Genomic DNA, 26,179 nt, shown 5'->3' with positions numbered 1-26,179 from the left:
GGGGGCCCCCGGAAGCCGTAAGGTTGCTCCGTACGTATGGAGACATCGGAAGGAGGCCCGGGTGATCGAGCTCGAGTCGGTGCCCGAGCTGATCGACCCGGTCATGGTGGCCGCGTTCGAAGGCTGGAACGACGCCGGGGACGCCGCCTCCACAGCGGTCGGTCATCTGGACCGGGAGTGGAAGGGCGAGGTGTTCGCGGCACTGGACGCCGAGGACTACTACGACTTCCAGGTCAACCGGCCCACGGTGTGGCTGGACGGCGGTACGCGGAAGATCACCTGGCCGACGACGCGGCTGTCCGTGGTGCGGGTGGGCGGGGAGAAGCCCCGGGACCTGGTCCTGGTGCGCGGCATCGAACCCTCCATGCGCTGGCGGTCGTTCTGCAACGAGATCCTCGGCTTCGCCCATGAGCTGGGCGTCGAAATGGTCGTCATCCTGGGCGCGTTGCTCGGCGACACCCCGCACACCCGGCCGGTGCCGGTGAGCGGGGTCACCTCGGACGCGGACCTGGCGCGGACGATGGACCTGGAGGAGACGCGGTACGAGGGGCCCACGGGCATCGTCGGGGTCCTGCAGGAGGCGTGCACCCACGCCGGGGTGCCCGCGGTCAGCCTGTGGGCGGCGGTCCCGCACTATGTGTCGCAGCCGCCGAACCCGAAGGCGACGCTGGCCCTGCTGAACCGTCTCGAGGACCTGATCGGACTGCGGATCCCGCTGGGCGAACTGCCCGAGGACGCACGGGCCTGGCAGGTCGGGGTGGACCAGCTGGCCTCGGAGGACAGCGAGGTCGCCGAGTACGTGCAGACGCTGGAGGAGGCGCGGGACACCGCGGAGCTTCCCGAGGCGTCCGGCGAGGCCATCGCCCGGGAGTTCGAGCGCTATCTGCGACGCCGGGACGGCGGCCCCGGACAGGGGCCGGGCGGCCATGCGACGGAGTCCGGGGAGGTGCCGTATCTGCGCGACCCCTCCAGCGGCCGCACCCGCCCGCCGAAGCCGCCGCGTCCGGAGCCGGGGCGGGGAGGAACCGCCGACGACCAGGGCGCCAAGGGCCCTGACGAGACACCGGGGAACGACCCCGGCGAAGGCTCCGGGGACACCCCCGACAAGGACTGACCGGGCGCCGGTGGCGCACAGCGGAGCGCCGCACGGGAGACGATCCCGTGCGGCGCTCCGTTCGTGTGTCCGAAAGCCGCGCTTGGTCCTAGAGTGCGACGCCCAGCAGGGCGTCGACCGTACGCGAGACGACGCCGGGCGCACCCTCGTCCGTGCCGCCCTCCGCGCCCTGGAGCACGGCCCAGCGGTCCACCGCGGCGAGCGCCGCAGGGCTGTCCAGGTCGTCCGCGAGGGCCTCGCGGACCTCTTCGACCAGCGCGTCGGCGGACGGTCCGTCGGGACGCGAGACGGCGGCCCGCCAGCGCGCGAGGCGCTCGACGGCGTCGGCCAGCACCTGGTCGGTCCACTCCCAGTCGGACCGGTAGTGGCGCGAGAGCAGGGCGAGCCGGAGGGCCGCCGGGTCCACGCCGTCGCGGCGCAGCGTCGAGACGAAGACCAGATTGCCGCGCGACTTCGACATCTTCTCGCCGTCCAGGCCGACCATTCCGGCGTGGACGTACGCCTTGGCGAACGGGTGCTCACCGGTCAGCGCCTGGGCGTGGGAGGCGCCCATCTCGTGGTGCGGGAAGGCGAGGTCGGAGCCGCCGCCCTGGATGTCGAAGCCCATGCCGAGGTGGTCGAGCGCGATGGCGACGCACTCGATATGCCAGCCCGGGCGGCCCTCGCCCAGGGAGGCCCCGTCCCAGCTCGGCTCGCCCGGGCGGGCGGCCATCCAGAGCATCGGGTCGAGGGGGTTCTTCTTGCCGGGGCGCTCCGGGTCGCCGCCGCGTTCGGCGGAGAGCAGGCGCATCGCCTCGGCGTCAAGGCCGGAGACCTCGCCGAAGTGCGGGTCGGCGTCGACGGAGAAGTAGACGTCGCCGTCCAGGTCGTAGGCGGCGCCCGCGTCCCGGAGGCGTTCGACGAGGGGCACGATGCCCGGTATCGCCTCGACCGCTCCGATGTAGTGCTGCGGGGGCAGCATCCGCAGGGCGGTCATGTCCTCGCGGAAGAGCGCCGTCTCGCGCTCCGCCAGCTCGGTCCAGTCCTGACCGTCGCGCACGGCCCGCTCCAGCAGCGGATCGTCCACGTCGGTCACGTTCTGGACGTAGTGGACCTGCCGCTTGGTGTCGAGCCACACGCGCTGAACGAGGTCGAACGCGTTGTAGGTCGCCGCATGACCCATATGGGTCGCGTCGTACGGCGTGATGCCGCAGACATAGATGCGGGCGACGGGACCGGGGTCAAGGGTGATCCGTCCGCCGGTCGCGGTGTCGTGGATCCGAAGGTCGCGGCCCTTGCCAGGCAGGGCGGGGACCTCAGAAGCGGGCCAGGCATGCATGTCATGAGCGTAACCGGACGATGCTTCCGGATACGAACCGGCACCGGAAACCTGTCCGAAGAGACCCTCTTGCGTGAGACCCGGGGCAGGCGGTACGGCCTGGCCCGGACGCGAGGGGCTCTCAGACCGGCGGCCAGGGAATGGGCGGCCACTGGCCGCTCGGCTGCGGGTGCACGGCGCTCTTGACCAGCCCGGCGACCCGCTGCCGCAGGGCCTCCAGTTCGGCCGGTGTGATGAGTTCGGCCATCCGGGTGGCGAGAGCGGTCCCCGGCGCCAGCTCACCGGTGAGCAGGCCCAGCACCGCCAGCGCCTCCTCGGTCAGCGGCTCGCCCGCCCAGCCCCAGAGCAGGGTCCGCAGCTTGTCGTCCGCGTTGAAGGTGACGCCGTGATCGATGCCGAAGAGCCGTCCGCCGGGGGCGGGCAGCAGGTGTCCGCCCTTGCGGTCGCCGTTGTTGATCACGGCGTCCAGCACGGCGAGCCGCCGCAGCCGGACGTCGTCGGCGTGCACCAGCAGCGCGGTCTTCCCCTCCCCGACGTCCGCGAAGCCCACGGCCTTCCAGCCGTCACCGGGCTCCTCGCCCTCGACGAGCGCCAGCAGCTCGGGGGCGTCCTCGTCGGACGCGGGGCCCTCGATCCAGAGCTGGCACATGCCCTGCCCGTACGGCCCCTCCCGCAGCACGGTCGGCGGCACGAGGTCCCAGCCGGTCGCCCGGGAGATCTCATACGCGGCGACCTCCCGCTGGGCGAGGGTCCCGTCGGGGAAGTCCCACAGCGGCTGCTCCCCCGCGACCGGCTTGTAGGCGCAGGGGCGCTCCTCGCCCTCGTACGCCACCGTGCAGTGCAGCACCGCGTTGGACGCGCCGCCGACCTGCCCGAGGACGGTGATCGTGCCCTCGGTGAGCAGGGTGAGCAGGTCCGTGTCCGTCAGGCTCCGCGACGGTATCCGTTCTGGCGCGGGCATACGTGTCCTTCCGGATCAAGGGGCAAGCTGCACAACGGACACGGCGGGCGGCCGGCGTTGACGACGTCCAGGGCCCGCTTGGCGAAGGCGCGGGCCTGGGCGCCGCTGAGCCGGACACGGAGCATCGGCGGGCCGTTCTCCTCGTCCTGGAGGAGCTTCTCCTCGGCCTCGGCGAGGTCGTCCTCGGAGCCGGCGTCGAGTTCGACGAGGGCCTGCGCCTCGACGATCATGCGCTGCTCCTCGCCGTCCCAGGCCAGGGCCATGGTGCCGACCCGGAACTCCTCCTCGACGGGCACGTCGAGCGGCGCGGTGTCAAAGACGTCGGTGGGGGCCACCGCGGGCACCGGGGAGTTGCCCCCGGTGCGGCGTACGACCTCGTCGAGCAGTTCGTCGATCCGCTCGGCGAGAGCGGTGACCTGGGCCTTCTCCAGGGCGACGCTGGTGACCCGGCCCTGGGAGGACGCCTGGAGGAAAAACGTACGGCGGCCAGGCAACCCGACCGTACCGGCCACGAATCGGTCCGGTGGGTCGTAGAGGAACACCTGACGGGACACGTCCTGCTCCCTTGAGCTTCGATGGTGGTTGGGCGGCGCTACGGCGCGTCCACCCTACTGCCCGGAGCGATCACGGCGCGCCCGCACCGCCCCCGACCGCCGCGTCCGCCGAGCCGTCGCCGGTGGGGGTCGCGGCGGCGTCCGCCCCGACGGAGTGCTCGCGGGGGGCCAGGGAGGCGAGGTCGCCGGTGTCGCCGAGCCTCAGGATGAAGGGGCGCAGCCGGGTGTAGCGGATCGCGGTGACCGAGCAGGGGTCGACGTGGACACGCTGGAAGAGGTCCAGGTGCATGCCCAGCGCGTCGGCGACGAGGGACTTGATGATGTCGCCGTGCGAGCACATGACGTAGGTGGCGTCCTCACCGTGCTCCGCCTCGACCCGGTCGTTCCAGTCGCGTACGGCGTCGACGGCGCGGGCCTGCATCGCGCGCATCGACTCGCCGCCCGGGAAGGCCGCGGCGGAGGGGTGCTGCTGGACGACGGACATCAGGGGCTCGTCGGCCAGTTCGGCCAGCTTCCGTCCCGACCAGTCGCCGTAGTCGCACTCGCTGATGCGGTCCTCGGTGTGCAGGGGCAGGCCGGGGCGGGCGTCGAGGAGCGGCTGGAGCGTCTGCCGGCAGCGCTCCAGGGGGCTGCTGACGGCGAGGACCGGGACCACCGCGGACAGCCGCCCGGGGAGGGCCGTGGCCTGTTCGGCGCCGCGTTCGTCGAGGGAGACACCGGGGGTGCGGCCCGCGAGTACTCCGGCGGTGTTGGCGGTGGAGCGTCCGTGGCGTACGAGGATCAGCGTGGGCATACCCGCCAGGGTAGAGGGACGGGGAAGGTGCGTGATGGGCGGTTCAGAGGGAAGAATGCCGCCGTGATCGTGGACTGTGCCATCTACCGGGACGGGCGCCGCACCGAACGGCCCGACGACTTCTCCGATGCCCTGGACGAGGCGCGGGACGCAGAGGACGCGTTCCTGTGGATCGGGCTGCACGAGCCGACGGAGGAGGAGTTCGACCTCGTACGGGACGAGTTCGGGCTGCACCCGCTGGCCGTGGAGGACGCGCTGCGGGCGCATCAGCGGCCCAAGCTGGAGGTGTACGACGACTCCCTGTTCGCGGTCCTCAAGCCGGTCGTCTACGAACCCGAGAGCGACACGGTCAGCGCCGACGAGCTGATGGTCTTCATAGGCGACTCGTTCGTGGTGACGGTCCGGCACGGTGAGGGAGCCCCGCTGGCGGCCGTGCGCCGTCGGCTGGAGGCCGAGCCCGAGGTGCTGAAGCACGGCCCGACGGCGGTGCTGTACGCGGTCAGCGACGCCGTGGTGGACCACTACATGGACGTCTCCGGTGAGCTCCAGCTCGACCTGGAGGAGTTGGAGGCGCAGGTGTTCGCCCCGAGCGGCGGCGACTCGAAGAACACCGCGGCCCGGATCTACACCTTCAAGCGGCAGGTGCTGGAGTTCCGCCGGGCGGCCGGGCCGCTGACCGCTCCGATGGCCCGGCTCTCGGGGGCGGGCGTGCCCTTCGTCCACGAGCACGCGCAGCCGTTCTTCCGGGACGTGGCGGACCATCTGACGCGCGCCAACGAGCAGGTGGAGGGGTTGGACCGGCTACTTTCGGACATCTTGTCGGCCCATCTGGCGCAGACGAGCGTGCGGCAGAACGACGACATGCGCAAGATCTCCGCCTGGGCGGCCATGGCCGCCGTCCCGACGATGGTGGCGGGCGTCTACGGCATGAACTTCGACCACATGCCGGAGCTGCACTGGGTGTGGACCTATCCGGCGGTGGTCGCGGCGATGGCCTGCGCCGTGTTCGGTCTCTACCGGCTGTTCAAACGGCGCGGCTGGCTCTGAGCGCCCGGCGCCCGCGAGGCGTGTGCGGGCCGGCTCTGAGCGCCCGGCGCCCGCGAGGCGTCTGCGGGCCGGCTCTGAGCGCCCGGCGCCCGCGAGGCGTCTGCGCTCAGGCGTACTCGCGTTCCGGTGCGGCGGGGCTGCCCAGCGCGTCGCGCAGCCGCGGCGTCTCCAGGCTCACCATGCGCCGCCAGCCGACGAGGCGCTCGTACGCGTACACCGCGTGGATGCCCGCGGCGAGAACGGCCGCCTTGGGCCGGGGCCAGCCGAGCACCCGGCCCATGGCGGCCATCACGGCGAGGCTGACATCGCGGTAGACCCGGATCTCGGCCAGGGCGCACTCGCGCATGATCTGCTGGATGGTCCGGCCGTGCCCGGCGCGGGCGAGGCCGAGGAGTTCCTCGTGGCAGTAGGCGAGGTGGTTGTCCTCGTCGTGGGAGATCATCGTCACCGCGCGGCCGATATCGGGGTGGTCGGCGAAGTACCGGCGCAGGAGCCGCATCTGCTCGCAGGCGCGCTGCTCGGTGACACGGCTGTGGGCCAGATAGGTGATGATGTCGCGCTCGGTGAGACGCTGCTCGCCGCGCAGCCGGGAGTGCGCGAGCCCGATGCCCTGCTGTTCCAGGAGCATCGTGTAGTCGGTCTCCGGCGGGACCTCGACGGGCGGCAGTCCGCGCTTCTTCAGGAGCGCGTTGAAGATCCGGCCGTGCTTGTCCTCGTCGGCGCCGTGCCGGACGATCTTGGGAGCCAGGTCGCGGCTGCTCTCCGGGACGAGGGCGGCGATGCGGGCGTTCTCCCAGCCACCCTGGGCCTCGCCGCTCGCGGCGATGGAGCAGAAGAGCCGGTAGGACTCGTCGTTGTCCAGGATCTCCTGGAACAGGGTCCGCGCTGAGAGCATGACGGCCACCTCCGTACCGTTGCCCGCGGAGTCGGGGTCCGTGGAGCAGTAGTGCGCAGCAAGAGTCAAATGCGCCGCAGGGCGGTCGGCAACCGGAGCGGCCGGCGGGCGGCGCCCGGCGCGGCGGCGTAACCCTTGGGCGCGCGGCGCGTTGTTCCGGGTGACGGCCGTGGCGGGGAGGACCCCCGAGCCCCCACCACGGCCGTAGTGCTGTCCCGGTTCTGCCGGTGTGTCCGTCAGGCGAGCCCGGAGCGCTCCAGGGCGTCCGTGCCGGCGCGCAGGGCGGTGAGCCGCTCCTCCAGTGTGAAGCCGGCCGGGGCGAGGTTGAGCGTGGTGACCCCGGCGGCGGCATAGGCCTGCATCCGCTCGGCGATCCGCTCGACGGGGCCGAGCAGCGCGGTCTGGTCGATCAGCCGGTGCGGCACGGCCGCGGCGGCCCCCGCCTTGTCCCCGCCGAGGTACTTGTCCTGGATCTCGGCGGCCTCCTTCTCGTACCCCATGCGCTGGGCGAGCTGGTTGTAGAAGTTCTGCTTCCGGCTGCCCATGCCGCCGACGTACAGGGCGGTGTACGGGCGGAACATGTCGGCGAGGCCGGTCACGTCGTCACCGACGGCGAGCGGCAGCGTCGGGCTGACGTCGAAGCCCTCCATCGTCTTCCCGGCCTTCTCCCGGCCCGCGCGCAGCGGCTGGATCGCGGTCTCCTCCAGGTGTTCGGCGGAGGGGAAGATCAGCAGGGCGCCGTCGGCGATCTCGCCGGTCTGCTCCAGGTTCTTGGGGCCGATGGCGGCGATGTAGAGCGGGATGTGCTCGCGCTGGGGGTGCACGGTGAGCTTGATCGGCTTGCCCGGACCGTCGGGGAGCGGCAGCGTCCAGTGCGCCCCCTCGTACGACACGCGCTCGCGGGTCATCGCCTTGCGGACGATCTCCACGTACTCCCGGGTGCGGGCCAGCGGCCTGTCGAACTTCACGCCGTACCAGCCCTCGGAGACCTGCGGGCCCGAGACCCCGAGGCCGAGGCGGAAGCGGCCGCCGGACAGCGAGTCGAGGGTGGCGGCGGTCATCGCCGTCATGGTGGGCTGGCGGGCCGGGATCTGCATGATCGCGGAGCCGACGTCGATCGACTCGGTCTGGGCCGCGACCCAGGTCAGCACGGTCGGGGCGTCGGAGCCGTACGCCTCGGCCGCCCAGCAGACGTCGTAGCCGAGCCGGTCGGCCTCCTGCGCGACGGCGAGGTTGTCGCCGTCCATGCCGGCGCCCCAGTAACCGAGATTGATGCCGAGCCGCATAACCGCTCCCCTTACTGATCAGTAACGTCCCTTTCTCCGGACTCTAGCGCGGGTGACGGGGATCCGGCAGGCCCGGCGGACCTCCGGTTGTCCACAGGCCCTCCACCCGGTGGGGCCATGGCCAGTAATCTCAGCGCCCATGGAGCAGAGGCATCTCGGCCGTACCGGCCTTCGCGTGTCCCGGATCGGGCTCGGCACCCTCACCTGGGGCCGGGACACGGACGAGCACGACGCCGCCGACCAGCTCAAGGCCTTCTGGGACGCGGGCGGCACCCTGGTGGACACCGCCGATGTGTACGGGGGCGGCGAGGCCGAATATCTGCTCGGGCGGCTCGTCGGGAGCCTGGTCCCCCGTCAGGACCTGGTCCTCGCCACAAAGGCGGGCAACGTCCCGGACCCCTATCGCCGCTTCAACGGTTCGCGCGGGCACCTCCTGGCCGCCCTGGACGCGTCCCTGGAGCGGCTCGGCACGGATTACGTGGACCTGTGGCAGGTCCATGCCTTCGACCCGGGGACCCCGTTGGAGGAGACCCTCCAGGCGGTGGACCTCGCCGTGTCCTCCGGCCGCGTGCGGTACGCGGGCGTGTCGAACTTCTGCGGCTGGCAGCTGGCGAAGGCCGCCACCTGGCAGCTCGCCGCGCCCGGGGTGCGCACCCGGCTCGCCAGTACGCAGATGGAGTACTCGCTGCTCCAGCGGGGCATCGAGCGCGAGGTGCTGCCGGCCGCGCTGGACCTCGGGGTCGGGCTGCTGCCGTCCTCGCCGCTGGGACGCGGGGTGCTCACCGGCAAGTACCGCCAGGGCACCCCGTCCGACTCCCGGGGCGCGTCGACACGGCTCGCCCCGTTCGTGGAGCCGTATCTCGACGACGCGGCGGCCCGCATCACCGACGCGGTGGCGACGGCGGCGGACGGGCTGGCGACGAGCCCGCTCCAGGTGGCGCTCGCCTGGGTACGGGACCGGCCCGGGGTGGCCGCGCCGATCGTCGGTGCGCGCAACGCCGGGCAGCTCGCGGAGGCTCTGTCAGTGGAGGCGCTTAGTCTTCCCTACGAGATCTGCCAGGCGCTCGACGATGTGTCGGCGCCCGTGCACCGCTATCCCGACCAGGACTGGAGCACGCTGTGACTGCGCTTCCCGGGGAGACCCCCGGCACCGTCGGCACGGACACACCACAGGGCACCGTGTCCCCGCCGGAGCCCGGTGCCGAGGGCTCCGAGCACGCCGAAGCGCCCGATGCGTCCGACGCGCCCGATGCGCCCGATGCGCCCGATGCGCCCGACGATCCTGAGGCGTCTGAAGGCACCGGGCCGTCGGGCACTTCGGCGGACGTCGAGGAGGACACGCGCGAGGACGCGGAGGGCGATGCGGAGGGCGATGCGGGGGACGGGGAGGCCGAGGCGACCGCTGACGCCGTGCCCGCCGAAGCGGCGCCCGCCGCCGAGCTCTCGGAAGCGCAGGCCGAGCTGGCCGCCCAGCGCGAGCTGCGGGAGCGGATCGAGAAGCGGAAGGCGGAGAAGGCCGCGCCCATCGCCGCCGGCACGGGACTGAGCGGCACGGCCGCCGATCTGCTCGCGGCCGTCCGCGCCGTGGAGAGCGGTGAGAAGGCGGGCACCGCGTTCTTCGACACGCCCGCCCCGGCCCCGGCCGCCCGGCGTCCCGCACCGGGCGCCGCACAGCCGACCCGGGCCCCCGCGCCCGCCGCCCCGGCGGCACAGGCCGCCTCCCCCGAAGCCCTGGACGCGGTGCGCGCGGTGCTCACGGAGGGCGGGGCCCCCGAGGCGCTGGCCCGCCCGGCCGTCGGCGCGCTGGGCGAGCAGGCCGCCGAGCTGCTGCGCACCGACCCCTGGCAGCTGCTGACGGTTCCCGGGGTGCGGCCCGAGCAGGCGGACGGCTTCGCACGGGCCCTGCTGGGCGCCGGATGCGGCCCGGACGACGGCCGCAGGACGTCGGCCCTGGTCGGCTGGGTGCTGGAGCGCGCCGCCCTCCAGGGCCACACGGCCCTGGACGCCCCGACCGTACGGGCGGCGCTCGCCGAGCGGGCCGTCGGCGACCCGGAAGCGGCGGTGCGGGACGCCGTCGAGGAGGGCGTCGCCCTGGTCTTCGGGGAAGCCGACGAGCCGGCGCCGGACGACGCCGACCCGGCGGACGGCGAAGCGGACGGAGCGGGCCTCGCGGAGGAGGCCGACGTCGTGCGGGAGCCGGTCCAGGTGCTGCTGGGCCTGGACCGCTACGCCCTGGCCGAGGAGAGCCTCGCCGACGGCCTGGGCCGGCTGGTCAACGCCTGCGAGAAGGCCGCCGACTGGACGGAGGCGGCCGCCGCCGCCCCGAGCCCGTCGGCCGCCGAGCTGATCCGTACGGCCGCCGCGGCCGGACTGGTCGCGCACAGCGGCGGCGAGGCGGCCCGGGCCGAGCCGGCTGCCCTGATCGCGGCGGCGCGCGGCCTGGGGCTGCGGGCGCTGGGCGCCACCCACAGCGAGGACGGCCGCCGGAGGCTCGCGGCGGCCACCGGTGATCCGGACACGGCGGTCACGCTGGCCGGCCTGCTCTCCGGTGCGCAGGGCCCCGGCCGGGACGAGGACGGGGCGCTCGCCCTGGACCTGCTGGTCGTGCTGGACGCCCCGCAGCTGGACGTGGAGGGTGCGGCGGTCCTGGTCGAGGCGCTGGCCGACGGCGCCCGGCTGGTGCTGAGCGGCGACCCGGGCGTGCTGGGCTCGGCGGGAGCCGGGCGGGTGTTCGCCGATGTGCTGGCCTCCCACGCCTGCCCGCAGGTCGTCTCCCGCACCCCGGACCCCGGGCCGATCGGCGAGCTGGTCTCCGGTATCGGCATCGGCGAGCTGCATCAGGTCGACGCTCCGGGCAAGGAGGTGGTGATCGTCCCGGTCCGCGACGCGGGCGAGGCCGTCCACCGCACCGTGCAGTTGGTCGCCGACTCGGTGCCCCGGGCGTTCTCCATCCCCGCCGAGGAGACCCAGGTGATCACCGTGGGCCATGGCGGGGCCGCCGGGACCAGGGCGCTGAACGAGGCGCTGAAGCAGCGGCTCAACCCGGGCCCCGGCCGGTTCGGTGGCTTCGACCCGGGCGACCGCGTGGTCCATGTGCCCGCGCCCGGCCGGGCGGTGCCCGGGGTGGTGCGTTCGGCCGACGCCGAGGGGCTGCGGCTGGACTGCGGGGGCGTCCCCGTCCTCGTACCGCAGGATCGGGTGGAGTCGTCGGTACGGCACGGCTGGGCCCTCAGCGCCCATCAGGCGGCCGGGATGCGCTGGCCCGCCGCGGTCGTGGTGCTGCCGGGCGACGCCGCGCAGGGGCTGAGCAGACCCTGGGTGTACACCGCGTTCGGCCGGGGCGAGCGGCATCTGTCCGTGGTGCACGGGGTGGACCAGGCGCTCCCGCACGCGGTGGCGCAGGTTCCGGCCCAGGAGCGGACGACACGGCTGCGCGCGCTGCTGGAGGCGCTGCCGACGCCCGACGCGTCGTCCTGAGCGTTGAGCTGATCCGGACAGCGGTGAGGCCCCGGTGCGCTGTGCGCCGGGGCCCCGCCGTCACGTCCGGTGCGGGAGGAGGGAGAGGGGTCAGAGGCCGCCCACCGAGGGCCCGGCGAACTCCTCGTCCGACTCGTCCTCCTCGTCGAAGACCGCGCTGACGTCGAAGCGGCAGACCACCAGCTCGGGGTCGGCGTCCTCGAACGGGGCACCGAGCCACTCCCCCGGCTCCGGCGGCGCTTCCCCGGCCGAGACCCAGAGGGTGGAGTCGCCCTCCTCCAGGCCGAACTCCTTGTGCCGCGAGGCGATCTCGTCCGGTTCGTACTCGCCGAAGATCACGCCGAGCGCGGCGTGGACGCTGGTGCCGACCACCGGGGCCGTGTCCTGCTCCCCGCCCGGCCCCTCGTCGAGGTCGGCGAGGCGCTGAGCCTGGGCGAGCAGCCGCGGGGGCTCCGCGACCACGTAGTCGCGCCGGATCAGGACGCTGAGCGCACTGGGCTCGGCGGGACCGGCGTAGGGAGGCAGGGAGTCGTCGGCGCCGGGGATCTCGAAGGGGGTGACTTCGTCGTAGCGCTCGTAGAGGAGTTCGTCGTAGACCTCGGCGGCAGCGGCAAGGGCGTTGAACGCGTCGTAGACGGCGGGGTCGTCGTCCCCGGTACGGCGTTCGACCGCGTCGAGGTGACGGTCGATCGCGGTTTTGACCGCCTCGGCGGCGGCACGTACCTCGGCAGCGGTGGGCTGCGCAGCATCAGACATAGTGCAGACGCTATCCGTACCGGGGCTCTGCCCGCACAATAGATGCGATGCCGGAATACGAATTCGTCGACGTGTACGTGCCGCGCGGGGTCTCCCGCAAGGAAGCGGCCCGACTCCTGACCGACCACGCCGAGTACGGACACTGGGAACTGGACCGCCTGACACTCCGCAGGGACGGCAGCCGCAGGGTGCGGCTGCGCAGACGGATCATCCGTCAGCTACGGGCCACCTGGTGACGACGGAGCGGGCCCCGCGGTCGCGGGGCCCGCTCTGTGGTCCGGGCTGTGGTCCGGACTGTGGGCGCCCGGATCAGGCGGCGCTGCGCGAGCGGCGGTAGAGAACCGATCCCGCACCGGCGAGCAGCAGTCCGGCACTGGCCGGGATGAGCAGTTCGAGCCCGCCCCCACCGGTCTGCGCGAGCTGCTCCCCGGGGATGTGCTGGGTCTCGGGAGCGTTCGGCTCGGGCGGCTGGTTGGCCGGCGGGGTGACCGGCGTCTCCGGCGTGACGGGGGGCTTCTCCGGCTGCTCGGGCGGCGGGGGCGGAACCTCGGCCTCGTTGGAGCAGCCGTTGCCGAAGGTTGGATTCAACAGCCCGATCACGGAGACGCTGTTGCCGCAGATGTTCACGGGGACGCTGATCGGAGCCTGGATCGTGTTACCGGAGAGAATGCCGGGTGAGCCCTGCGCGACCCCTTCCGCACCGGCGCCGCCGGCCCGGTGCCGACCCGTTCCGGGCTCGCCGTGCCGGTCCGTCGCGGAGGCGTCCCCGGCCTGCGCCGCGTCGCCGGAGCCGCCGGCGCGGTTCTGCGGCCCGGCGCCCCCGCCCGATCCCGTCGGTCCGTTCTCGCAGTCGTTTCCGAACACCGGATTGATGAGGCCGCCGACGGTGCCGGAGTTGCCGCAGACGTTGACCGGGATGTCGATCGGGACCTGGATCAAGTTGCCGGACAGCACGCCCGGTGAGCCGGAGGCGGTACCGGCCGCTCCGGAGTCGGCGTGGGCGTATCCGCCACTCAGCGCGAGCACTCCGCCCGCAGCCGCCATGGTGATCAGGCCTTTACGAGTGACCTGTCGCATAGGTTCGTTTCCTGCCTTCTGGCTTCCGAAAAACCCCCGGACATGACCGTGCGGGAGCCGAATGCCGAACGGTCCCGGAGTGCATGGAGTGCACTCCGGGACCGGTCGAGCTCAAACCCTTACGGGTTGACGGTCAACGTCAGGCGTTGACGCAGGTGTTGCCGAAGGCGGGGTTCAGCAGACCGATCACGGAGATCGTGTTGCCGCACACGTTGATCGGCACGTGGACCGGAACCTGGACGACGTTGCCGGAGAGCACGCCGGGGCTGCCGATGGCAGCACCCTGGGCGCCCGCGTCGGCGGAAGCCATGCCCGCACCCGCGAGAACGAGGCCACCCGTAGCAGCCGCAACTGCGACGACCTTCTTGATCATGATTCCTCCTAGTTGGAAAATGCGGTCCCAGCCGCGGACCGCAAACCTTGTAACGAGGAGGATTTGGCGGGGCTACGTGTGAACGGCTCGTTTCACTCGTTCGGACATGTCCGTACAGGTGGACGAATCAACCGTGAATCGGTCAGGGAGCGGTCAGGAGTGGTCGATGAACCGGTCGAGCACCCGCACGCCGAACTGCAGACCGTCGACCGGGACCCGCTCGTCGACGCCGTGGAACATCCCGGCGAAGTCCAGCTCCGGCGGCAGCTTCAGCGGGGCGAAGCCGAAGCCCCGGATGCCGAGGTCGTCGAAGGACTTGGCGTCGGTGCCGGCCGAGAGCATGTAGGGCACGGCACGGGCGATGGGGTCCTCGGCGACCAGGGCGGTCTGCATGGCGTCGACCAGCGCGCCGTCGAACGTGGTCTCCAGGGCCTTGTCCGCGTGCACGTCCTCGCGCCGGACGTTGGGCCCGAGGATCCGGTCCAGGTCCGCCAGGAACTCCTCCTCGTACCCGGGGAGGTAACGGCCGTCGACGTGGGCGGTCGCCTGGCCCGGGATGACGTTGACCTTGTAGCCGGCGCCGAGCTGCGTGGGGTTGGCGGTGTTCTGGAGGGAGGCGCCGATGAGCTTGGCGATGCCGCCCAGCTTGGCGAGCGTCTCGTCCATGTTCTCCGGGTCCAGCTCGGTGCCCAGCGCGTCGGAGAGCTCGTCCAGGAAGTGCCGCAGCGTCTTGGTGACCCGCACCGGGAACTTGTGCCGGCCCAGCCGGCCGACCGCCTCGGACAGCTCCGTGATGGCGTTGTCCTTGTGGATCATCGAACCGTGTCCGGCAGTGCCGTCCACGGTCAGCTTCATCCAGTGCATGCCCTTCTGGGCCGTCTCCACCAGGTACAGCCGCAGGTTCTCGTTGACGGTGAAGGAGAAGCCGCCGACCTCGCTGATCGCCTCGGTGACGCCCTCGAAGAGCCCGGGGTGGTTGTCGACGAGGTAGCGCGCCCCGTACGTCCCGCCGGCCTCCTCGTCCGCGAGGAAGGCGAGCACGATGTCGCGCGGGGGCTTGCGGCCGGTCCGCATGCGCTCCCGGACGACCGCGAGGGTCATCGCGTCCATGTCCTTCATGTCGACCGCGCCCCGGCCCCAGACGCAGCCGTCCGCGATCTCCCCGGAGAACGGGTCGTGCGTCCAGTCCGCCGCGTTGGCCGGGACGACGTCGGTGTGCCCGTGGATCAGGAGCGCCGGGCGGGAGGGGTCCTCGCCCTCGATCCGGGCGACCGTGGAGGCCCGCCCCTTGTGCGACTCGAAGATCTTCGGCTCCAGGCCGACCTCCGCGAGCTTCTCCGCGACGTACTCGGCCGCGAGCCGCTCACCGGGGCCGGAGTGGTCGCCGTAGTTGCTGGTGTCGATCCGGATCAGGTCACGACAGAGGTCGACGACCTCCCTCTCGGCGTTGCCTCCGGTGACGGCCTTGCCCGTGCTGCTCTCGCTCACGCTGGTTCCTTCCACTGTCGCTGTGGTGCTCCCCCTCATCCTCCCGCGCCCACGGCCCGCACCCAAGGGCGCGCACCCCCCGTCACGCACCGTTCACAGCGATCGGGGGCGTGATCGAGCACCCTCGAATGTTTGCTATGGTTTTCCACGTCGGAACGGGCACGGCCCGCGAGACAGACACCTTGTCCGGGTGGCGGAATGGCAGACGCGCTAGCTTGAGGTGCTAGTGCCCTTTATCGGGCGTGGGGGTTCAAGTCCCCCCTCGGACACCAGCAGGAGCCCCACTTCGGTGGGGCTCTTTTGCGTCACCGGGCGACCGCGGAGAGGGGCGACCATGCGAGGCCGCAGGAAGCCGTCTCCCCCGCCGCTCCCCCAGCGGCACGGGATCGACGCGGTGCGGGTGCGGTTGCCGGAGGATCCCGGAGGGCTCTGGGGCTGCGTCGGGGAGCATCTCGCCGGGCGGTTCGGCGGGGCGATCGGGGCGGCCCGGGTCGCGGAGATGCTGGAGGCGGGGCGGTTCGTGGGGGCCGACGGGGTCGCCGTGCGGGGCGACGAGCCGTATGCCGCGGGGCGGTGTCTCTGGTTCCACCGGGACTTCGCACCGGAGGAACCGGTGCCGTTCCCGGTCGGCGTCGTGTACCGGGACGAGCGGCTCGTGGTCGCCGACAAGCCGCACTTCCTGGCGACCACGCCCCGGGGGCGGCACATCACCGAGACCGCGGTGGCCCGGCTGAGGAAGGAGCTGGAGCTGCCCGCGTTGCAGCCCGCGCATCGGCTGGACCGGCTGACCGCGGGGCTCGTGCTGTTCGTGGTGCGGCCCGAGGACCGGGGCGCGTACCAGACGCTGTTCCGGGACCGGCTGGTGCGGAAGGAGTACGAGGCGGTGGCTCCGTACGATCCTGAGCTCGTCCTCCCCCGGACCGTGAGGAGCCGGATCGTGAAGGAGCGCGGGGTGCTCGCCGCCCGCGAGGAGCCGGGTGAGGCGAACAGCGAGAGCCGGGTGGAGCTGGTGGGGCACCGGGGCGGGACCGGGCGCTACCGGCTGCTGCCCGCCACCGGGCGGACGCATCAGCTGCGGGTCCACATGAACGCGCTGGGGGTGCCGATCGTCCACGATCCGCTGTATCCGGTGGTGGAGGAGGAAGGGGCCGCTGACGATTTCTCGCGGCCGTTGCAGTTGCTGGCCCGGGTGCTGGAGTTCACCGATCCGGTCGGCGGGGAGCCGCGCCGCTTCGAGAGCGGGCTGCGGCTCTCCGCCTGGCCGGAGGGGTGAGGCGCGCGGCGCTCAGTGGCCGCGCTTGATCCACTCGTCGAGCCCCGGGGCCTCCGCGCCGATGGAGGTGGGGTCTCCGTGGCCGGTGCGGACGGCGGTGTCGCCGGGCAGGGTGAGCAGCCGGTCCCGGATCGAGTCGATGATCGTCGGGAACGACGAGAAGGACCGGCCGGTGGCGCCGGGGCCGCCCTGGAAGAGGGTGTCGCCGGTGAAGACCGTGGCCAGCTCGGGGGCGTACAGGCAGACCGCTCCGGGGGCGTGGCCCGGGGTGTGCAGGACCGTGAGCGTGGTGCCCGCGACGGTCAGTTCCTGGCCGTCGGTGAGGGTGCCGTCCGGGGTGCGGTCCGGGTGGGTCTGCTGCCAGAGCGGCAGGTCGTCCGGGTGGAGCAGGATCGGGGCGCCGGTGGCGTCCGCGAGGGCGGGGGCGGCGTCGATGTGATCGTTGTGCGCGTGGGTGCAGACGATGGCGCGCAGGGCCCGGCCGCCGAGCGCGGCCTCGATGGCGGCGGCGTCGTGGGCGGCGTCGATGACGATCGCCTCGGTGTCGTCGCCGACGATCCAGACGTTGTTGTCGACGTCCCACTCGCCGCCGTCGAGGGCGAAGGTGCCGGAGGTGACCAGATGGTCGACGCGGGCGGACATCAGAAGACCACCACCGAGCGGAGGACGTCGCCGTCGTGCATCCGGGCGAAGGCCTGCTCGACGTCGCCGATGCCGATGGTCTCCGTGACGAAGGCGGCGAGGTCGAGGCGGCCCTGCTGGTGGAGGTCGACGAGCATCGGGAAGTCGCGGGAGGGCAGGCAGTCGCCGTACCAGGAGGACTTGAGCGAGCCGCCGCGGCCGAAGACGTCCAGGAGCGGCAGTTCGAGCTTCATGTCCGGGGTGGGGACGCCGACGAGGACGACCGTTCCGGCGAGGTCGCGGGCGTAGAAGGCCTGCTGGTAGGTCTCCGGACGGCCGACGGCCTCGATGACGACGTCGGCGCCGTTGCCGTCGGTGAGGGCGCGGATGGCCTCGACCGGGTCGGTGGAGCGGGAGTTGACGGTGTGGGTGGCGCCCATCTTCTTCGCCGTCTCCAGCTTGCGGTCGTCGATGTCGACCGCGATGATCTTCGCCGCGCCGGCCAGCCGGGAGCCGGCGATCGCCGCGTCGCCGACGCCGCCGCAGCCGATGACGGCGACGGAGTCGCCCCGGCCGACCTGGCCGGTGTTGATGGCGGCGCCGATGCCCGCCATGACGCCGCAGCCGAGCAGTCCGGCGACGGCCGGGGAGACCTCGGGGTCGACCTTGGTGCACTGGCCGGAGGCGACGAGGGTCTTCTCGGCGAACGCGCCGATGCCGAGCGCGGGCGACAGCTCGGTGCCGTCGAGCAGGGTCATCTTCTGCTTGGCGTTGTGGGTGTCGAAGCAGTACCAGGGGCGGCCGCGCAGACAGGCACGGCACTGGCCGCACACGGCACGCCAGTTGAGGACGACGAAGTCGCCGGGGGCGACGTCCGTGACGCCCTCGCCGACCGACTCCACGACGCCCGCGGCCTCGTGGCCGAGGAGGAAGGGGAACTCGTCGTTGATGCCGCCCTGCTTGTAGTGCAGATCGGTGTGGCAGACGCCGCACGCCTGGATCTTCACGACCGCCTCGCCGGGGCCTGGGTCCGGAATCACGATCGTCTCGACCCTGACCGGCTCGTTCTTCCCCGGTGCGATGACCCCTTGCACCTGCTGCGCCATAACCGTGCTCTCCCTGCTCCTGAGCTTTCGCGAAGATCGATCGCGCACAACCGTACGCCTTGGGAGACCCGCTACGGAGCGAGCACGTCCAGTTCGTGCAGGGCGCCGACGGCGATCTCCTTGGTGATCCGTTCGGCGGCCTCCGCCTCGCCCTCGCGGACCGCCTCGGCGAGGCGCACGTGCAGGGTGACGGCGGCCGGGTCGGGGTCCTCGAACATCACCTGGTGGTGGGTGCGGCCCGCGAGGACCTCGGCGACGACGTCCCCGAGCCGGGCGAACATCTCGTTGCCGGAGGCGTTGAGGACGATCCGGTGGAAGGCGATGTCGTGTTCGAGGTAGCCCTCCAGCTGCTGGCCGCGCGAGGTGGCGACCATGCCGAGGGCGCGCTCGGTGAGCTCGGCGCACTGCTCGGCGGTGGCGTGGCGGGCGGCGAGGGACGCCGCGACGGGTTCGATCGCGGAGCGCAGCACGGTGAGGGAGCGCAGCTGGCGGGGGCGGTCGGCGCCGGCGAGGCGCCAGCGGATGACCTGGGGGTCGTAGACGTTCCAGGTCTCGGTGGGGCGGACCGTCACGCCGACGCGGCGGCGGGATTCGACCAGGTGCATCGATTCCAGGACGCGGACCACTTCGCGCACGACCGTACGGGAGACGTCGAAGCGCTGGGCGAGCTCGTCGGTGCGTAGGACGCTGCCGGGCGGGCACTGGCCGGAGGAGATCTCCAGACCCAGGGTGTCCAGCACATGTGTATGCAGCCCCTGGCTCTGTGTGGTCATGGGGCAAGCCTACGGGGCACCCCTCGGGAACAATAAGTACGACGTTTACGTCACAGACTCTTGAATAAGTCGTACCTAATAGGTTTCAGTAGCGCGACGGACCGATGTCGAAGAAGACAGCGAGACACCTCCATGAACACCGCACCCCCCATGAGCGCCCCCCACGTCGTCGTGGTGATGGGCGTAGCAGGAACCGGCAAGACCACGATCGGTCCCCTGCTCGCCGCAGAGCTCGGCGTTCCGTACGCCGAGGGCGACGACTTCCATCCCCCGGCGAACATCGCCAAGATGTCGGCCGGCACCCCCCTGGACGACGACGACCGATGGCCCTGGCTGGACGCCATCGGCGCGTGGGCGCACGGGCGGGCGGGGCTCGGCGGGGTCGTCTCCAGCTCCGCGCTCAAGCGCGTCTACCGGGACCGGCTGCGGGACGGGGCGCCGGACGCCGTCTTCCTGCATCTGACCGGTGACCGGGCGCTGATCGAGGAGCGGATGGCGGACCGCAAGGGCCACTTCATGCCCACCGCGCTGCTCGATTCGCAGTTCGCGACGTTGCAGCCGCTCCAGGCCGACGAGGCCGGGGTGAGCGTCGACGTGTCCGGCACTCCTGAGGAAATCACCCGGCGAGCCGTCGCAGCGCTGCGCCGGCTCGAGAATTAAGGACCATCACCGTGACCAGTCTCAGCGTCGAGATGCTGGCAGCGGAAGCCGCCGAACCGATCACCTCGGCAGGCAACGCTCAGTTGGGCATCGCCGTCCTGGCGGGCATCGCCGTCATCGTTCTCCTCATCACCAAGCTCAAGATGCACGCGTTCCTGGCGCTGACCATCGGTTCGCTGGCGCTCGGCTCCTTCGCGGGAGCCGCCCCGGCCGACACGATCCTCAGCTTCACCGCAGGCCTCGGCTCCACCGTCGCGGGTGTGGGCGTCCTGATCGCGCTCGGCGCGATCCTCGGCAAGCTGCTCGCCGACTCGGGCGGGGCCGACCAGGTCGTCGACACCATCCTCGCGAGGGCGAGCGGCCGGGTCATGCCCTGGGCGATGGTCCTGATCGCCTCGATCATCGGTCTGCCGCTGTTCTTCGAGGTCGGGATCGTGCTGATGATCCCGGTCGTGCTGCTCGTCGCCAAGCGCGGCAACTACTCCCTGATGCGGATCGGCATCCCGGCGCTGGCCGGTCTCTCCGTGATGCACGGGCTGATCCCGCCGCACCCCGGCCCGCTGGTCGCGATCGACGCGCTGGACGCCAACCTCGGCGTGACGCTGGCGCTCGGCGTGCTGGTCGCCATCCCGACGGTGATCATCGCCGGCCCGGTGTTCTCCCGTTACGCCGCGCGCTGGGTGGACATCAAGCCGCCGGAGAACATGATCCCGCAGCGCCCCTCCGAGGACCTGGACCGCCGTCCGAGTTTCGGCGCGACCCTGGCGACCATCCTGCTGCCGGTCGTCCTGATGCTGTTGAACGCGCTCGTCGAGATCGTGGTCGACAACCCCGAGAATGGTCTCCAGAAGGTCACCACGGTCATCGGCTCGCCGCTGATCGCCCTGCTCGCGGCCGTCCTCGTCGGGATGTTCACGCTCGGCCGGGCCGCCGGGTTCACCAGGGACCGCCTCGCCGGCACCGTGGAGAAGTCCCTCGCCCCGATCGCCGGAATCCTGCTCATCGTCGGCGCGGGCGGCGGCTTCAAGCAGACGCTGATCGACGCCGGGGTGGGCCAGATGATCCTGGAGTTCTCCGAGAACTGGTCGATCCCGGCCCTGCTGCTCGGCTGGCTGATCGCCGTCGCGATCCGTCTCGCCACCGGCTCGGCCACCGTCGCCACCATCTCGGCCGCCGGTCTGGTCGCCCCGCTGGCCGCCGACATGTCGGCCTCGCACGCGGCCCTGCTGGTGCTGGCCGTCGGCGCCGGTTCGCTCTTCTTCAGCCATGTGAACGACGCCGGGTTCTGGCTGGTGAAGGAGTACTTCGGCATGGACGTCGGCCAGACCGTCAAGACCTGGTCGGTGATGGAGACGATCATCTCCGTGGTGGCCATGGCCTTCATCCTGCTGCTGTCGCTGTTGCTGTAGCCCTTCCCTTACGGCAACGACGAAACGCCCGCCCCGGTACGGCACCGGGGCGGGCGTTTCGCGTGACTACGGGAGGCGTCAGCGGCGGGCGGACTCGCTCTCGGCCGCCTTCTCCAGCTGGAACGCCTCGTTGCCGAGGCCGATCCGGGCGTGCACCTCGGGTTTGACCGAGCGCAGTACCGCCCCGTACACGAGACCTCCGACGAGCGCGAGGATGATCACGCCCGGCAGCAGCCAGCTGAGGGCCGAGCCGGGGCCGGAGCCGACGAGGACGTCGAAGTCGCGGACGGTGAAGACGGCGATCGTCAGGAGCGCCAGTCCGGCGAGGCCGGAGGCGACCAGGCGCGGGGCCTGTGCGCGGCCCGCGCCGCGCTTGACGAAGAAGGCGATGACGGCGAAGGAGGCGGCGGCCATCAGCAGGATGACTCCGAGCGCGCCGACATTGCCCATCCAGGTGAACAGCCGCAGGACGGGGGCGGTGGGGTCGCCGACCGGCTTGTCGTCGGTGAACGCGAACGCCAGGATGATCACCACGGAGACGACGGTCTGGAGCAGCGAGCCGGTGCCGGGGGCGCCGCTCGCCCGGTTGGTGCGGCCGAAACGGGCGGGCAGCAGGCCCTCGCGGCCCATGGCGAACGCGTAACGGGCGACGACGTTGTGGAAGCTGAGGAGCGCGGCGAACATCCCGGTGACGAAGAGGACGTGCAGCACGTCGGTGAAGGTGGAGCCGAGCCGCGCCTCAGTGAGGCCGAACAGCATGCCGGGGCCCTCCTTGAGGGAGGTGTCGGCGATGGAGCCGGGTCCGGCGGCGACGGTGAGTGCCCAGGAGCTGATCGCCAGGAACAGCGCGGCGTAGCCCACCGCGAGGAACATCACCCGGGAGACCACGATCTGCGGGCGGCTGGTCTCCTCCGCGTACACCGGGGCCTGCTCGAAGCCGACGAACGCGGCGATGCAGAAGCAGAGAGCGGTGCCGAGCCCCGCGCCGGTGAGGGTCTCGGGGTTGAAGGCGTGCAGCGACAGGCCCTCGGGGCCCGGCTTGCTCACGGCGGCGATGTCGAAGATCACGACGAGGGCGCACTCGATGACCAGCAGGACGCCGAGCACCTTGGCGTTGAGGTCGATCTTGAGCCAGCCGAGGACGCCGACGACGGCCGCCGCGGCCAGGGCCGGTATCCACCAGGCCAGTTCGATGTCGAGATACGTGGCGAAGATGCCGGAGACCTCGAAGCCGAGGATCCCGTAGATGCCGACCTGCATCGCGCTGTACGCGACCAGCGCCACCAGCGAGGCTCCGGCGCCGGCGGTCGGGCCGAGCCCGCGGGCGATGTACGCGTAGAACGCGCCGGCGTTGTGGACGTGCCGGCTCATCTCCGCGTAGCCGACGCTGAACAGCATCAGGACGACGCCCAGGATGAGGTAGAGCAGCGGCTGGCCGACGATGCCCATCACGCCGAAGACCGTGGGCATCACTCCGGCGACCACCATCAGGGGGGCGCTGGCCGCGATCACCGACAGCAGGAGTCCGGGGGTGCCGAGCCGGTTCGCCCGCAGGGCTCGTTCCTCGCCCTTGTAGGTGTTGATCCCGCCGGTATCGGCCGTCCCCCTCGTGCTGCCGGTCTCGCTGGAAATTGAACTGCCCCTCGACATGGCGGGATGGGTCCCTTCTTCGTGGTGAGGTGGTGCCCTTCGTGGATCACTGGGTGCTTCACGGGCGCTTCACGGGCGCTTTCACGGGCGCTTTCACGGGGTGCCGAGCGCGTAGGCGCGCGCGGCGACGAATGCGGCGTGGGGCTCCCGTCCGGAGTACGACCAGGGCGCGGCGGTGGCGTACGGGCCGATGCGGTGGAACAGGGCGGCGGCCTCGGCGGGCCGGCCCTCGCAGACCTTGGCGTGGGCCAGGAAGTTCAGATCGAGGCGGTGACGCGGATGGTCCTCGCGCTCCCATTCCAGCCACCAGTCGAAGGCGGCCTTCATCACCTGGCGGGCCCGGCGTCCGGACCAGTACTCGGAGAGCGCCGGGTCGCCGGGCTCGATGCCGGCGGCGACCAGGACGCGGTAGCGCTCGGCGTGGGCGATGACCGGGAGAACGGACAACGGGGAGTCGGCGGGGGCCAGTTCGGCGGCCCAGGCGGCGAAGTCGTACACCTCGTGGAGGGGGTCGTGTCCGCTGGCGGGGTTGCTCTCGGCCAGCAGAGCGGTCATCACGTGGTGGGCGTGATGGTGGTCGGGATGGCGGGAGCGCACTTCCTCGAAGAGCCGGCCGGTCTCGTCCGCCCCGTCGTCGCGGCCCCGGTCCAGGAGGAGCAGCGCGAGCCAGGGGGTGGGGTCGTCGGGGAGAAGACGGGCGGCGGCCAGGCAGGCTTCCCGGGCGCGGGCGGCGTCGTTCGCCTTGGCCCTGGGCCGCAGCGCACGGGCGACCCGGGCGCAGCCGAGGAGGGTGGCCGCGTCGGCGCTCTCGGGTTCGACGAGCAGCCAGTCACCGGCCCAGTCCACGGCCGACGGGGTCTCGGCGAGGGCCAGCAGACGATGTCCCCGGCGGTCCCAGTCCCGCCCGGTGCCCACGAGCAGGGTGCGGGCCTCGGACCATCTGCCCTGAACGAACCGGCCTCGTGCGGCGATGAGTTCATCGTCGTCGAGGGCCAGGTCGAAGACGTGGTCCGAGCGGCTGCCCCGACGGCGGGAGCGGCCCAGGGGCGGCGGAGGCGGGGGCATGCCGCAGGCTTCTTTCGATGCGGTGTGCGAGCAGATGATCGCGCACAGCAAAGCGGTAGGCCATGCTCCCCGTCAAGGGGCGCCTGATGTCAACTCTGTTCACTTTTTGGCTACTTGGCTGGATTGCACCCCGTCGGGTGGGGCGTTCGCGCAGCGTGCGGCGGGGTCGGGGGGGCGCTGAGTGGCGCCTGACACACTGAGGAGATGAAACCTCGCGAACCCCTCAGCCCTTTCCTTCTCGCCTTTCCCGGGCCGTTGCGCGACCAGCTGGTGGCGGCGGTCCTCTCCGGCGAAAAGGTGTCCACCTCCGGGCTGTTGGCCGAGTACGAACGGGAGCAGGAGGAGCTTCCCCCGGTGGGCGAACGGTCCGCGCTGATCGACTCGGAAGGGCGGGAGGTGGCGGTGCTGGAGCTGATCGACGTACGGGTGCTGCCCCTGGGGGAGGTGGATCTCCAGCATGCGCTCGACGAGGGCGAGGGGTATCGGTCGGTGGCCGAATGGCGGGCGGGGCACGAGCGGTTCTGGCACAGCGAGGAGATGCGGGAGGCGCTGGGGGATCCGGGGTTCACGGTGAACGACGGGACGCTGATCGTCGCGGAGCGGTTCCGGGTGGTCGAGCGGTTGGGGTGACTTCGGGGCTCCGCCCCGGGCCCCGCTCCTCAATCGCCGGAGGGGCTTGAGGAGCGGGGCCCGGTTCGTCCGCGGGGTGAGGGCGGGGCCTGGTCTCGGTGCGGTGCTTACACCGCCTGCGCCGCCGCCCGGCCCGCCGCTCTGCCGGAGAAGATGCAGCCGCCCAGGAACGTGCCCTCCAGGGAGCGGTAGCCGTGGACTCCGCCGCCGCCGAAGCCCGCGGCCTCGCCCGCCGCGTACAGGCCGGGGAGCGGGGCGCCCTCGGGGTCGAGGACGCGGGAGGACAGGTCCGTCTCCAGGCCGCCCAGGGACTTGCGGGTGAGGATGTTGAGCCGGACGGCGATCAGCGGGCCCGCCGCCGGGTCCAGGACGCGGTGCGGTTTCGCGGTGCGGATGAGGCGGTCGCCCAGGTAGGCGCGGGCCCCGTGGACCGCGGTGACCTGGAGGTCCTTGGTGAAGGGGTTGGCGATCTCGCGGTCACGGGCGGTGATCTCGCGGCGCAGGCTCTCCTCGTCGATGAGGTCGTCGCCGGTGACCGCGTTCATGCCCCGGACCAGGGCGCCGAGGTCCTTCTCGACGACGAAGTCGACGCCGTGGTCCATGAACGCCTTGACCGGTGCGGGCACGTCCGCGCGGGCCCTGCCGATCACCTGGCGGACCGACTTGCCGGTCAGGTCCGGGTTCTGTTCGGAGCCGGAGAGCGCGAACTCCTTGCCGATGATGCGCTGGTTGAGCACGAACCAGGTGTAGCCGTGGCCGGAGCCCATGATGTGTTCGAGGGTGCCGAGCGTGTCGAAGCCGGGGAAGAGCGGGACCGGCAGGCGCTTGCCGCGCGCGTCCAGCCAGAGGGACGAGGGACCGGGCAGGATCCGGATGCCGTGCTTGGCCCAGATCGGGTTCCAGTTCTCGATGCCCTCGGTGTAGTGCCACATCCGGTCGCGGTTGATGTGGTGCGCGCCCGCCTTCTCGGCGATGCCGAGCATCAGTCCGTCGACGTGCGCGGGCACCCCCGACAGCATCTTCTCCGGCGGGGTGCCCAGGCGTTCGGGCCACTGGGCGCGGACCAGTTCGTGATTGCCGCCGATGCCGCCGGAGGTGACGATCACCGCCTGCGCCTTCAGCTCGAAGGGGGCCGTGACCTCCCGGCTGCTCGCGGTGCCTCGCTCGGCGGCGCTGGGCTCCAGGATCTCGCCGGTGACCGTGTCGAGCGCCCCGGCGGTGCGGGCGAGACCGGTGACGCGGTGGCGGAACCTCAGCTGGACGAGCCCCTTGGCGACGCCCTCGCGGACCCGCCGTTCGAAGGGGGCGACGACGCCGGGGCCGGTGCCCCAGGTGATGTGGAAGCGGGGCACGGAGTTGCCGTGGCCCATCGCGTCGTAGCCGCCGCGTTCCGCCCAGCCGACGACCGGGAAGATGCGCAGCCCCTGCTGGTGCAGCCAGGAGCGCTTCTCACCGGCGGCGAAGTCGACGTACGCCTCGGCCCACTTCCGCGGCCAGCGGTCCTCGGTCTCCCGGTCGAAGCCCGCCGTGCCGTACCAGTCCTGGAGGGCCAGCTCCCGGCTGTCCTTGATCCGCAGCCGGCGCTGTTCGGGGGAGTCCACGAGGAAGAGGCCGCCGAAGGACCAGTGCGCCTGGCCGCCGATGGACTGCTCGGGCTCCTGGTCGAGGAGGATCACGGAACGGCCGGCGTCGACCAGTTCGGCGGTGGCCACGAGCCCGGCGAGTCCTGCCCCGATCACGATCACATCAGCGTCGTACGCCATGGGTTCCATCCTGTCGGGGTGGCTCGGGGGGCGGGCGGGGAAGGTCGGCCCACCGGGCCGGCGAAACGTTCAAGTTGCTCGTGCGTCAGA

25 protein-coding genes and 1 tRNA gene are annotated in these 26,179 nt (G+C 72.0%); 10 read left to right on the top strand and 16 right to left on the bottom strand.

Translation table 11 applies throughout. The features are described 5' to 3' along the window. Positions 1 to 61 precede the first annotated feature (61 nt). Complete coding sequence (locus N7925_RS29935) at positions 62 to 1,114, top strand: PAC2 family protein (protein WP_265602503.1); 1,053 nt, start codon at positions 62 to 64, stop codon at positions 1,112 to 1,114. Positions 1,115 to 1,202: 88 nt separating this feature from the next. Here the strand turns inward: N7925_RS29935 and mshC are convergent, their stop codons facing one another. The 4 genes from mshC to N7925_RS29915 form a co-directional block, all read right to left on the bottom strand. Beyond that, entirely contained in the window at positions 1,203 to 2,432 is a 1,230-nt protein-coding gene (gene mshC, locus N7925_RS29930) for a cysteine--1-D-myo-inosityl 2-amino-2-deoxy-alpha-D-glucopyranoside ligase (protein ID WP_274345717.1), read from the bottom strand. 121 nt (positions 2,433 to 2,553) lie between these two features. Then, positions 2,554 to 3,393, bottom strand: a complete 840-nt coding sequence (locus tag N7925_RS29925) for an SCO1664 family protein (RefSeq protein WP_265602501.1) — start codon at positions 3,391 to 3,393, stop codon at positions 2,554 to 2,556. Beyond that, the gene (locus tag N7925_RS29920; protein WP_265602500.1) at positions 3,357 to 3,947 is read right to left on the bottom strand and encodes a DUF3090 domain-containing protein; all 591 of its coding nucleotides are present in this window, start codon (positions 3,945 to 3,947) and stop codon (positions 3,357 to 3,359) included. Before N7925_RS29920 ends, N7925_RS29925 begins: the two co-directional genes overlap by 37 nt. A gap of 70 nt (positions 3,948 to 4,017) precedes the next feature. Next, on the bottom strand, positions 4,018 to 4,740 hold the full coding sequence (locus N7925_RS29915; RefSeq protein WP_265602499.1) for a histidine phosphatase family protein: 723 nt from the start codon (positions 4,738 to 4,740) through the stop codon (positions 4,018 to 4,020). Positions 4,741 to 4,803: 63 nt separating this feature from the next. Between N7925_RS29915 and corA the strand changes: the two genes are divergently transcribed. Continuing rightward, positions 4,804 to 5,787: a magnesium/cobalt transporter CorA gene (corA, locus tag N7925_RS29910; protein ID WP_265602498.1), complete on the top strand. Its 984-nt coding sequence runs from the start codon at positions 4,804 to 4,806 to the stop codon at positions 5,785 to 5,787. 106 nt (positions 5,788 to 5,893) lie between these two features. Here the strand turns inward: corA and N7925_RS29905 are convergent, their stop codons facing one another. Together N7925_RS29905 and N7925_RS29900 are read right to left on the bottom strand one after the other, a co-directional pair. After that, positions 5,894 to 6,682, bottom strand: a complete 789-nt coding sequence (locus N7925_RS29905) for a ferritin-like domain-containing protein (protein WP_274345716.1) — start codon at positions 6,680 to 6,682, stop codon at positions 5,894 to 5,896. A gap of 236 nt (positions 6,683 to 6,918) precedes the next feature. Beyond that, a complete protein-coding gene (locus N7925_RS29900; RefSeq protein WP_265602496.1) occupies positions 6,919 to 7,968 on the bottom strand; it encodes an LLM class F420-dependent oxidoreductase in 1,050 nt (349 codons plus the stop codon). A 139-nt stretch (positions 7,969 to 8,107) separates the two neighbouring features. Between N7925_RS29900 and N7925_RS29895 the strand changes: the two genes are divergently transcribed. Together N7925_RS29895 and N7925_RS29890 are read left to right on the top strand one after the other, a co-directional pair. Continuing rightward, positions 8,108 to 9,091 (top strand): aldo/keto reductase, encoded by a 984-nt coding sequence (locus tag N7925_RS29895; protein WP_265602495.1) that lies wholly within the window; start codon positions 8,108 to 8,110, stop codon positions 9,089 to 9,091. Further along, positions 9,088 to 11,445: a helix-hairpin-helix domain-containing protein gene (locus tag N7925_RS29890; protein ID WP_274345715.1), complete on the top strand. Its 2,358-nt coding sequence runs from the start codon at positions 9,088 to 9,090 to the stop codon at positions 11,443 to 11,445. The genes N7925_RS29895 and N7925_RS29890 overlap by 4 nt, the downstream gene beginning before the upstream one ends. Positions 11,446 to 11,535: 90 nt before the next feature. Here N7925_RS29890 and N7925_RS29885 read toward each other — a convergent pair whose 3' ends face one another. Beyond that, complete coding sequence (locus N7925_RS29885) at positions 11,536 to 12,201, bottom strand: hypothetical protein (RefSeq protein WP_265602493.1); 666 nt, start codon at positions 12,199 to 12,201, stop codon at positions 11,536 to 11,538. A gap of 47 nt (positions 12,202 to 12,248) precedes the next feature. Here N7925_RS29885 and N7925_RS29880 point away from each other — a divergent pair, with 47 nt between their 5' ends. Then, a complete protein-coding gene (locus N7925_RS29880) occupies positions 12,249 to 12,437 on the top strand; it encodes a DUF5703 family protein (protein ID WP_003970138.1) in 189 nt (62 codons plus the stop codon). Between the two features lie 73 nt (positions 12,438 to 12,510). Here the strand turns inward: N7925_RS29880 and N7925_RS29875 are convergent, their stop codons facing one another. The 3 genes from N7925_RS29875 to N7925_RS29865 all read right to left on the bottom strand — a co-directional run bounded on the left by N7925_RS29875 (position 12,511) and on the right by N7925_RS29865 (position 15,139). Beyond that, complete coding sequence (locus N7925_RS29875) at positions 12,511 to 13,278, bottom strand: chaplin (RefSeq protein WP_274345713.1); 768 nt, start codon at positions 13,276 to 13,278, stop codon at positions 12,511 to 12,513. 139 nt (positions 13,279 to 13,417) lie between these two features. Next, on the bottom strand, positions 13,418 to 13,651 hold the full coding sequence (gene chpH, locus N7925_RS29870) for a chaplin ChpH (protein WP_018959554.1): 234 nt from the start codon (positions 13,649 to 13,651) through the stop codon (positions 13,418 to 13,420). Between the two features lie 153 nt (positions 13,652 to 13,804). After that, the gene (locus tag N7925_RS29865) at positions 13,805 to 15,139 is read right to left on the bottom strand and encodes a M20/M25/M40 family metallo-hydrolase (RefSeq protein ID WP_018959555.1); all 1,335 of its coding nucleotides are present in this window, start codon (positions 15,137 to 15,139) and stop codon (positions 13,805 to 13,807) included. Between the two features lie 184 nt (positions 15,140 to 15,323). Between N7925_RS29865 and N7925_RS29860 the strand changes: the two genes are divergently transcribed. Together N7925_RS29860 and N7925_RS29855 are read left to right on the top strand one after the other, a co-directional pair. Then, positions 15,324 to 15,411, top strand: a tRNA-Leu gene (locus N7925_RS29860). A gap of 62 nt (positions 15,412 to 15,473) precedes the next feature. Further along, on the top strand, positions 15,474 to 16,412 hold the full coding sequence (locus N7925_RS29855; RefSeq protein WP_274345712.1) for an RluA family pseudouridine synthase: 939 nt from the start codon (positions 15,474 to 15,476) through the stop codon (positions 16,410 to 16,412). A 12-nt stretch (positions 16,413 to 16,424) separates the two neighbouring features. On the opposite strand, the gene N7925_RS29850 is transcribed toward N7925_RS29855, so the two are convergent. The 3 genes from N7925_RS29850 to N7925_RS29840 all read right to left on the bottom strand — a co-directional run bounded on the left by N7925_RS29850 (position 16,425) and on the right by N7925_RS29840 (position 18,912). Next, positions 16,425 to 17,054 (bottom strand): MBL fold metallo-hydrolase, encoded by a 630-nt coding sequence (locus N7925_RS29850; protein ID WP_265602491.1) that lies wholly within the window; start codon positions 17,052 to 17,054, stop codon positions 16,425 to 16,427. Continuing rightward, positions 17,054 to 18,139, bottom strand: coding sequence for an S-(hydroxymethyl)mycothiol dehydrogenase (locus N7925_RS29845; RefSeq protein ID WP_274345711.1), 1,086 nt, complete (start codon positions 18,137 to 18,139; stop codon positions 17,054 to 17,056). Before N7925_RS29845 ends, N7925_RS29850 begins: the two co-directional genes overlap by 1 nt. A 71-nt stretch (positions 18,140 to 18,210) precedes the next feature. Beyond that, a complete protein-coding gene (locus tag N7925_RS29840; RefSeq protein ID WP_274345710.1) occupies positions 18,211 to 18,912 on the bottom strand; it encodes a FadR/GntR family transcriptional regulator in 702 nt (233 codons plus the stop codon). Positions 18,913 to 19,062: 150 nt separating this feature from the next. On the opposite strand from N7925_RS29840, the gene N7925_RS29835 reads away from it, so the two are divergent. Continuing rightward, positions 19,063 to 19,572 (top strand): gluconokinase, encoded by a 510-nt coding sequence (locus tag N7925_RS29835; RefSeq protein ID WP_274345709.1) that lies wholly within the window; start codon positions 19,063 to 19,065, stop codon positions 19,570 to 19,572. 11 nt (positions 19,573 to 19,583) lie between these two features. Further along, complete coding sequence (locus tag N7925_RS29830; RefSeq protein WP_274345708.1) at positions 19,584 to 20,981, top strand: GntP family permease; 1,398 nt, start codon at positions 19,584 to 19,586, stop codon at positions 20,979 to 20,981. Between the two features lie 78 nt (positions 20,982 to 21,059). Here N7925_RS29830 and N7925_RS29825 read toward each other — a convergent pair whose 3' ends face one another. Both N7925_RS29825 and N7925_RS29820 read right to left on the bottom strand, forming a co-directional pair. Next, entirely contained in the window at positions 21,060 to 22,631 is a 1,572-nt protein-coding gene (locus N7925_RS29825; RefSeq protein WP_274345707.1) for an APC family permease, read from the bottom strand. 93 nt (positions 22,632 to 22,724) lie between these two features. Next, positions 22,725 to 23,696, bottom strand: coding sequence for a hypothetical protein (locus tag N7925_RS29820; protein ID WP_265602485.1), 972 nt, complete (start codon positions 23,694 to 23,696; stop codon positions 22,725 to 22,727). Between the two features lie 204 nt (positions 23,697 to 23,900). Between N7925_RS29820 and N7925_RS29815 the strand changes: the two genes are divergently transcribed. Further along, the gene (locus N7925_RS29815; RefSeq protein WP_274345706.1) at positions 23,901 to 24,326 is read left to right on the top strand and encodes an ASCH domain-containing protein; all 426 of its coding nucleotides are present in this window, start codon (positions 23,901 to 23,903) and stop codon (positions 24,324 to 24,326) included. A gap of 107 nt (positions 24,327 to 24,433) precedes the next feature. Here N7925_RS29815 and N7925_RS29810 read toward each other — a convergent pair whose 3' ends face one another. Continuing rightward, complete coding sequence (locus N7925_RS29810) at positions 24,434 to 26,089, bottom strand: FAD-binding dehydrogenase (protein WP_274345705.1); 1,656 nt, start codon at positions 26,087 to 26,089, stop codon at positions 24,434 to 24,436. Between the last annotated feature and the right edge of the window lie 90 nt (positions 26,090 to 26,179).

The organism is Streptomyces sp. CA-278952 (assembly GCF_028747205.1).
Lineage (GTDB): Bacteria > Actinomycetota > Actinomycetes > Streptomycetales > Streptomycetaceae > Streptomyces.
Note: the sequence above shows the minus strand (reverse complement) of the source record. Positions and strands in the feature narration are given on the sequence as shown.

What these genes read in the sequence shown, in the direction of transcription:
- mshC (WP_274345717.1), bottom strand. Translation starts at nt 2,432, where the DNA reads ATGCATGCCTGGCCCGCTTCTGAGGTCCCCGCCCTGCCTGGCAAGGGC.
- N7925_RS29925 (WP_265602501.1), bottom strand. Translation starts at nt 3,393, where the DNA reads ATGCCCGCGCCAGAACGGATACCGTCGCGGAGCCTGACGGACACGGAC.
- N7925_RS29915 (WP_265602499.1), bottom strand. Translation starts at nt 4,740, where the DNA reads ATGCCCACGCTGATCCTCGTACGCCACGGACGCTCCACCGCCAACACC.
- N7925_RS29905 (WP_274345716.1), bottom strand. Translation starts at nt 6,682, where the DNA reads ATGCTCTCAGCGCGGACCCTGTTCCAGGAGATCCTGGACAACGACGAG.
- N7925_RS29900 (WP_265602496.1), bottom strand. Translation starts at nt 7,968, where the DNA reads ATGCGGCTCGGCATCAATCTCGGTTACTGGGGCGCCGGCATGGACGGC.
- N7925_RS29895 (WP_265602495.1), top strand. Translation starts at nt 8,108, where the DNA reads ATGGAGCAGAGGCATCTCGGCCGTACCGGCCTTCGCGTGTCCCGGATC.
- N7925_RS29885 (WP_265602493.1), bottom strand. Translation starts at nt 12,201, where the DNA reads ATGTCTGATGCTGCGCAGCCCACCGCTGCCGAGGTACGTGCCGCCGCC.
- N7925_RS29880 (WP_003970138.1), top strand. Translation starts at nt 12,249, where the DNA reads ATGCCGGAATACGAATTCGTCGACGTGTACGTGCCGCGCGGGGTCTCC.
- N7925_RS29875 (WP_274345713.1), bottom strand. Translation starts at nt 13,278, where the DNA reads ATGCGACAGGTCACTCGTAAAGGCCTGATCACCATGGCGGCTGCGGGC.
- chpH (WP_018959554.1), bottom strand. Translation starts at nt 13,651, where the DNA reads ATGATCAAGAAGGTCGTCGCAGTTGCGGCTGCTACGGGTGGCCTCGTT.
- N7925_RS29855 (WP_274345712.1), top strand. Translation starts at nt 15,474, where the DNA reads ATGCGAGGCCGCAGGAAGCCGTCTCCCCCGCCGCTCCCCCAGCGGCAC.
- N7925_RS29850 (WP_265602491.1), bottom strand. Translation starts at nt 17,054, where the DNA reads ATGTCCGCCCGCGTCGACCATCTGGTCACCTCCGGCACCTTCGCCCTC.
- N7925_RS29845 (WP_274345711.1), bottom strand. Translation starts at nt 18,139, where the DNA reads ATGGCGCAGCAGGTGCAAGGGGTCATCGCACCGGGGAAGAACGAGCCG.
- N7925_RS29840 (WP_274345710.1), bottom strand. Translation starts at nt 18,912, where the DNA reads ATGACCACACAGAGCCAGGGGCTGCATACACATGTGCTGGACACCCTG.
- N7925_RS29835 (WP_274345709.1), top strand. Translation starts at nt 19,063, where the DNA reads ATGAGCGCCCCCCACGTCGTCGTGGTGATGGGCGTAGCAGGAACCGGC.
- N7925_RS29825 (WP_274345707.1), bottom strand. Translation starts at nt 22,631, where the DNA reads ATGTCGAGGGGCAGTTCAATTTCCAGCGAGACCGGCAGCACGAGGGGG.
- N7925_RS29820 (WP_265602485.1), bottom strand. Translation starts at nt 23,696, where the DNA reads ATGCCCCCGCCTCCGCCGCCCCTGGGCCGCTCCCGCCGTCGGGGCAGC.
- N7925_RS29815 (WP_274345706.1), top strand. Translation starts at nt 23,901, where the DNA reads ATGAAACCTCGCGAACCCCTCAGCCCTTTCCTTCTCGCCTTTCCCGGG.
- N7925_RS29810 (WP_274345705.1), bottom strand. Translation starts at nt 26,089, where the DNA reads ATGGCGTACGACGCTGATGTGATCGTGATCGGGGCAGGACTCGCCGGG.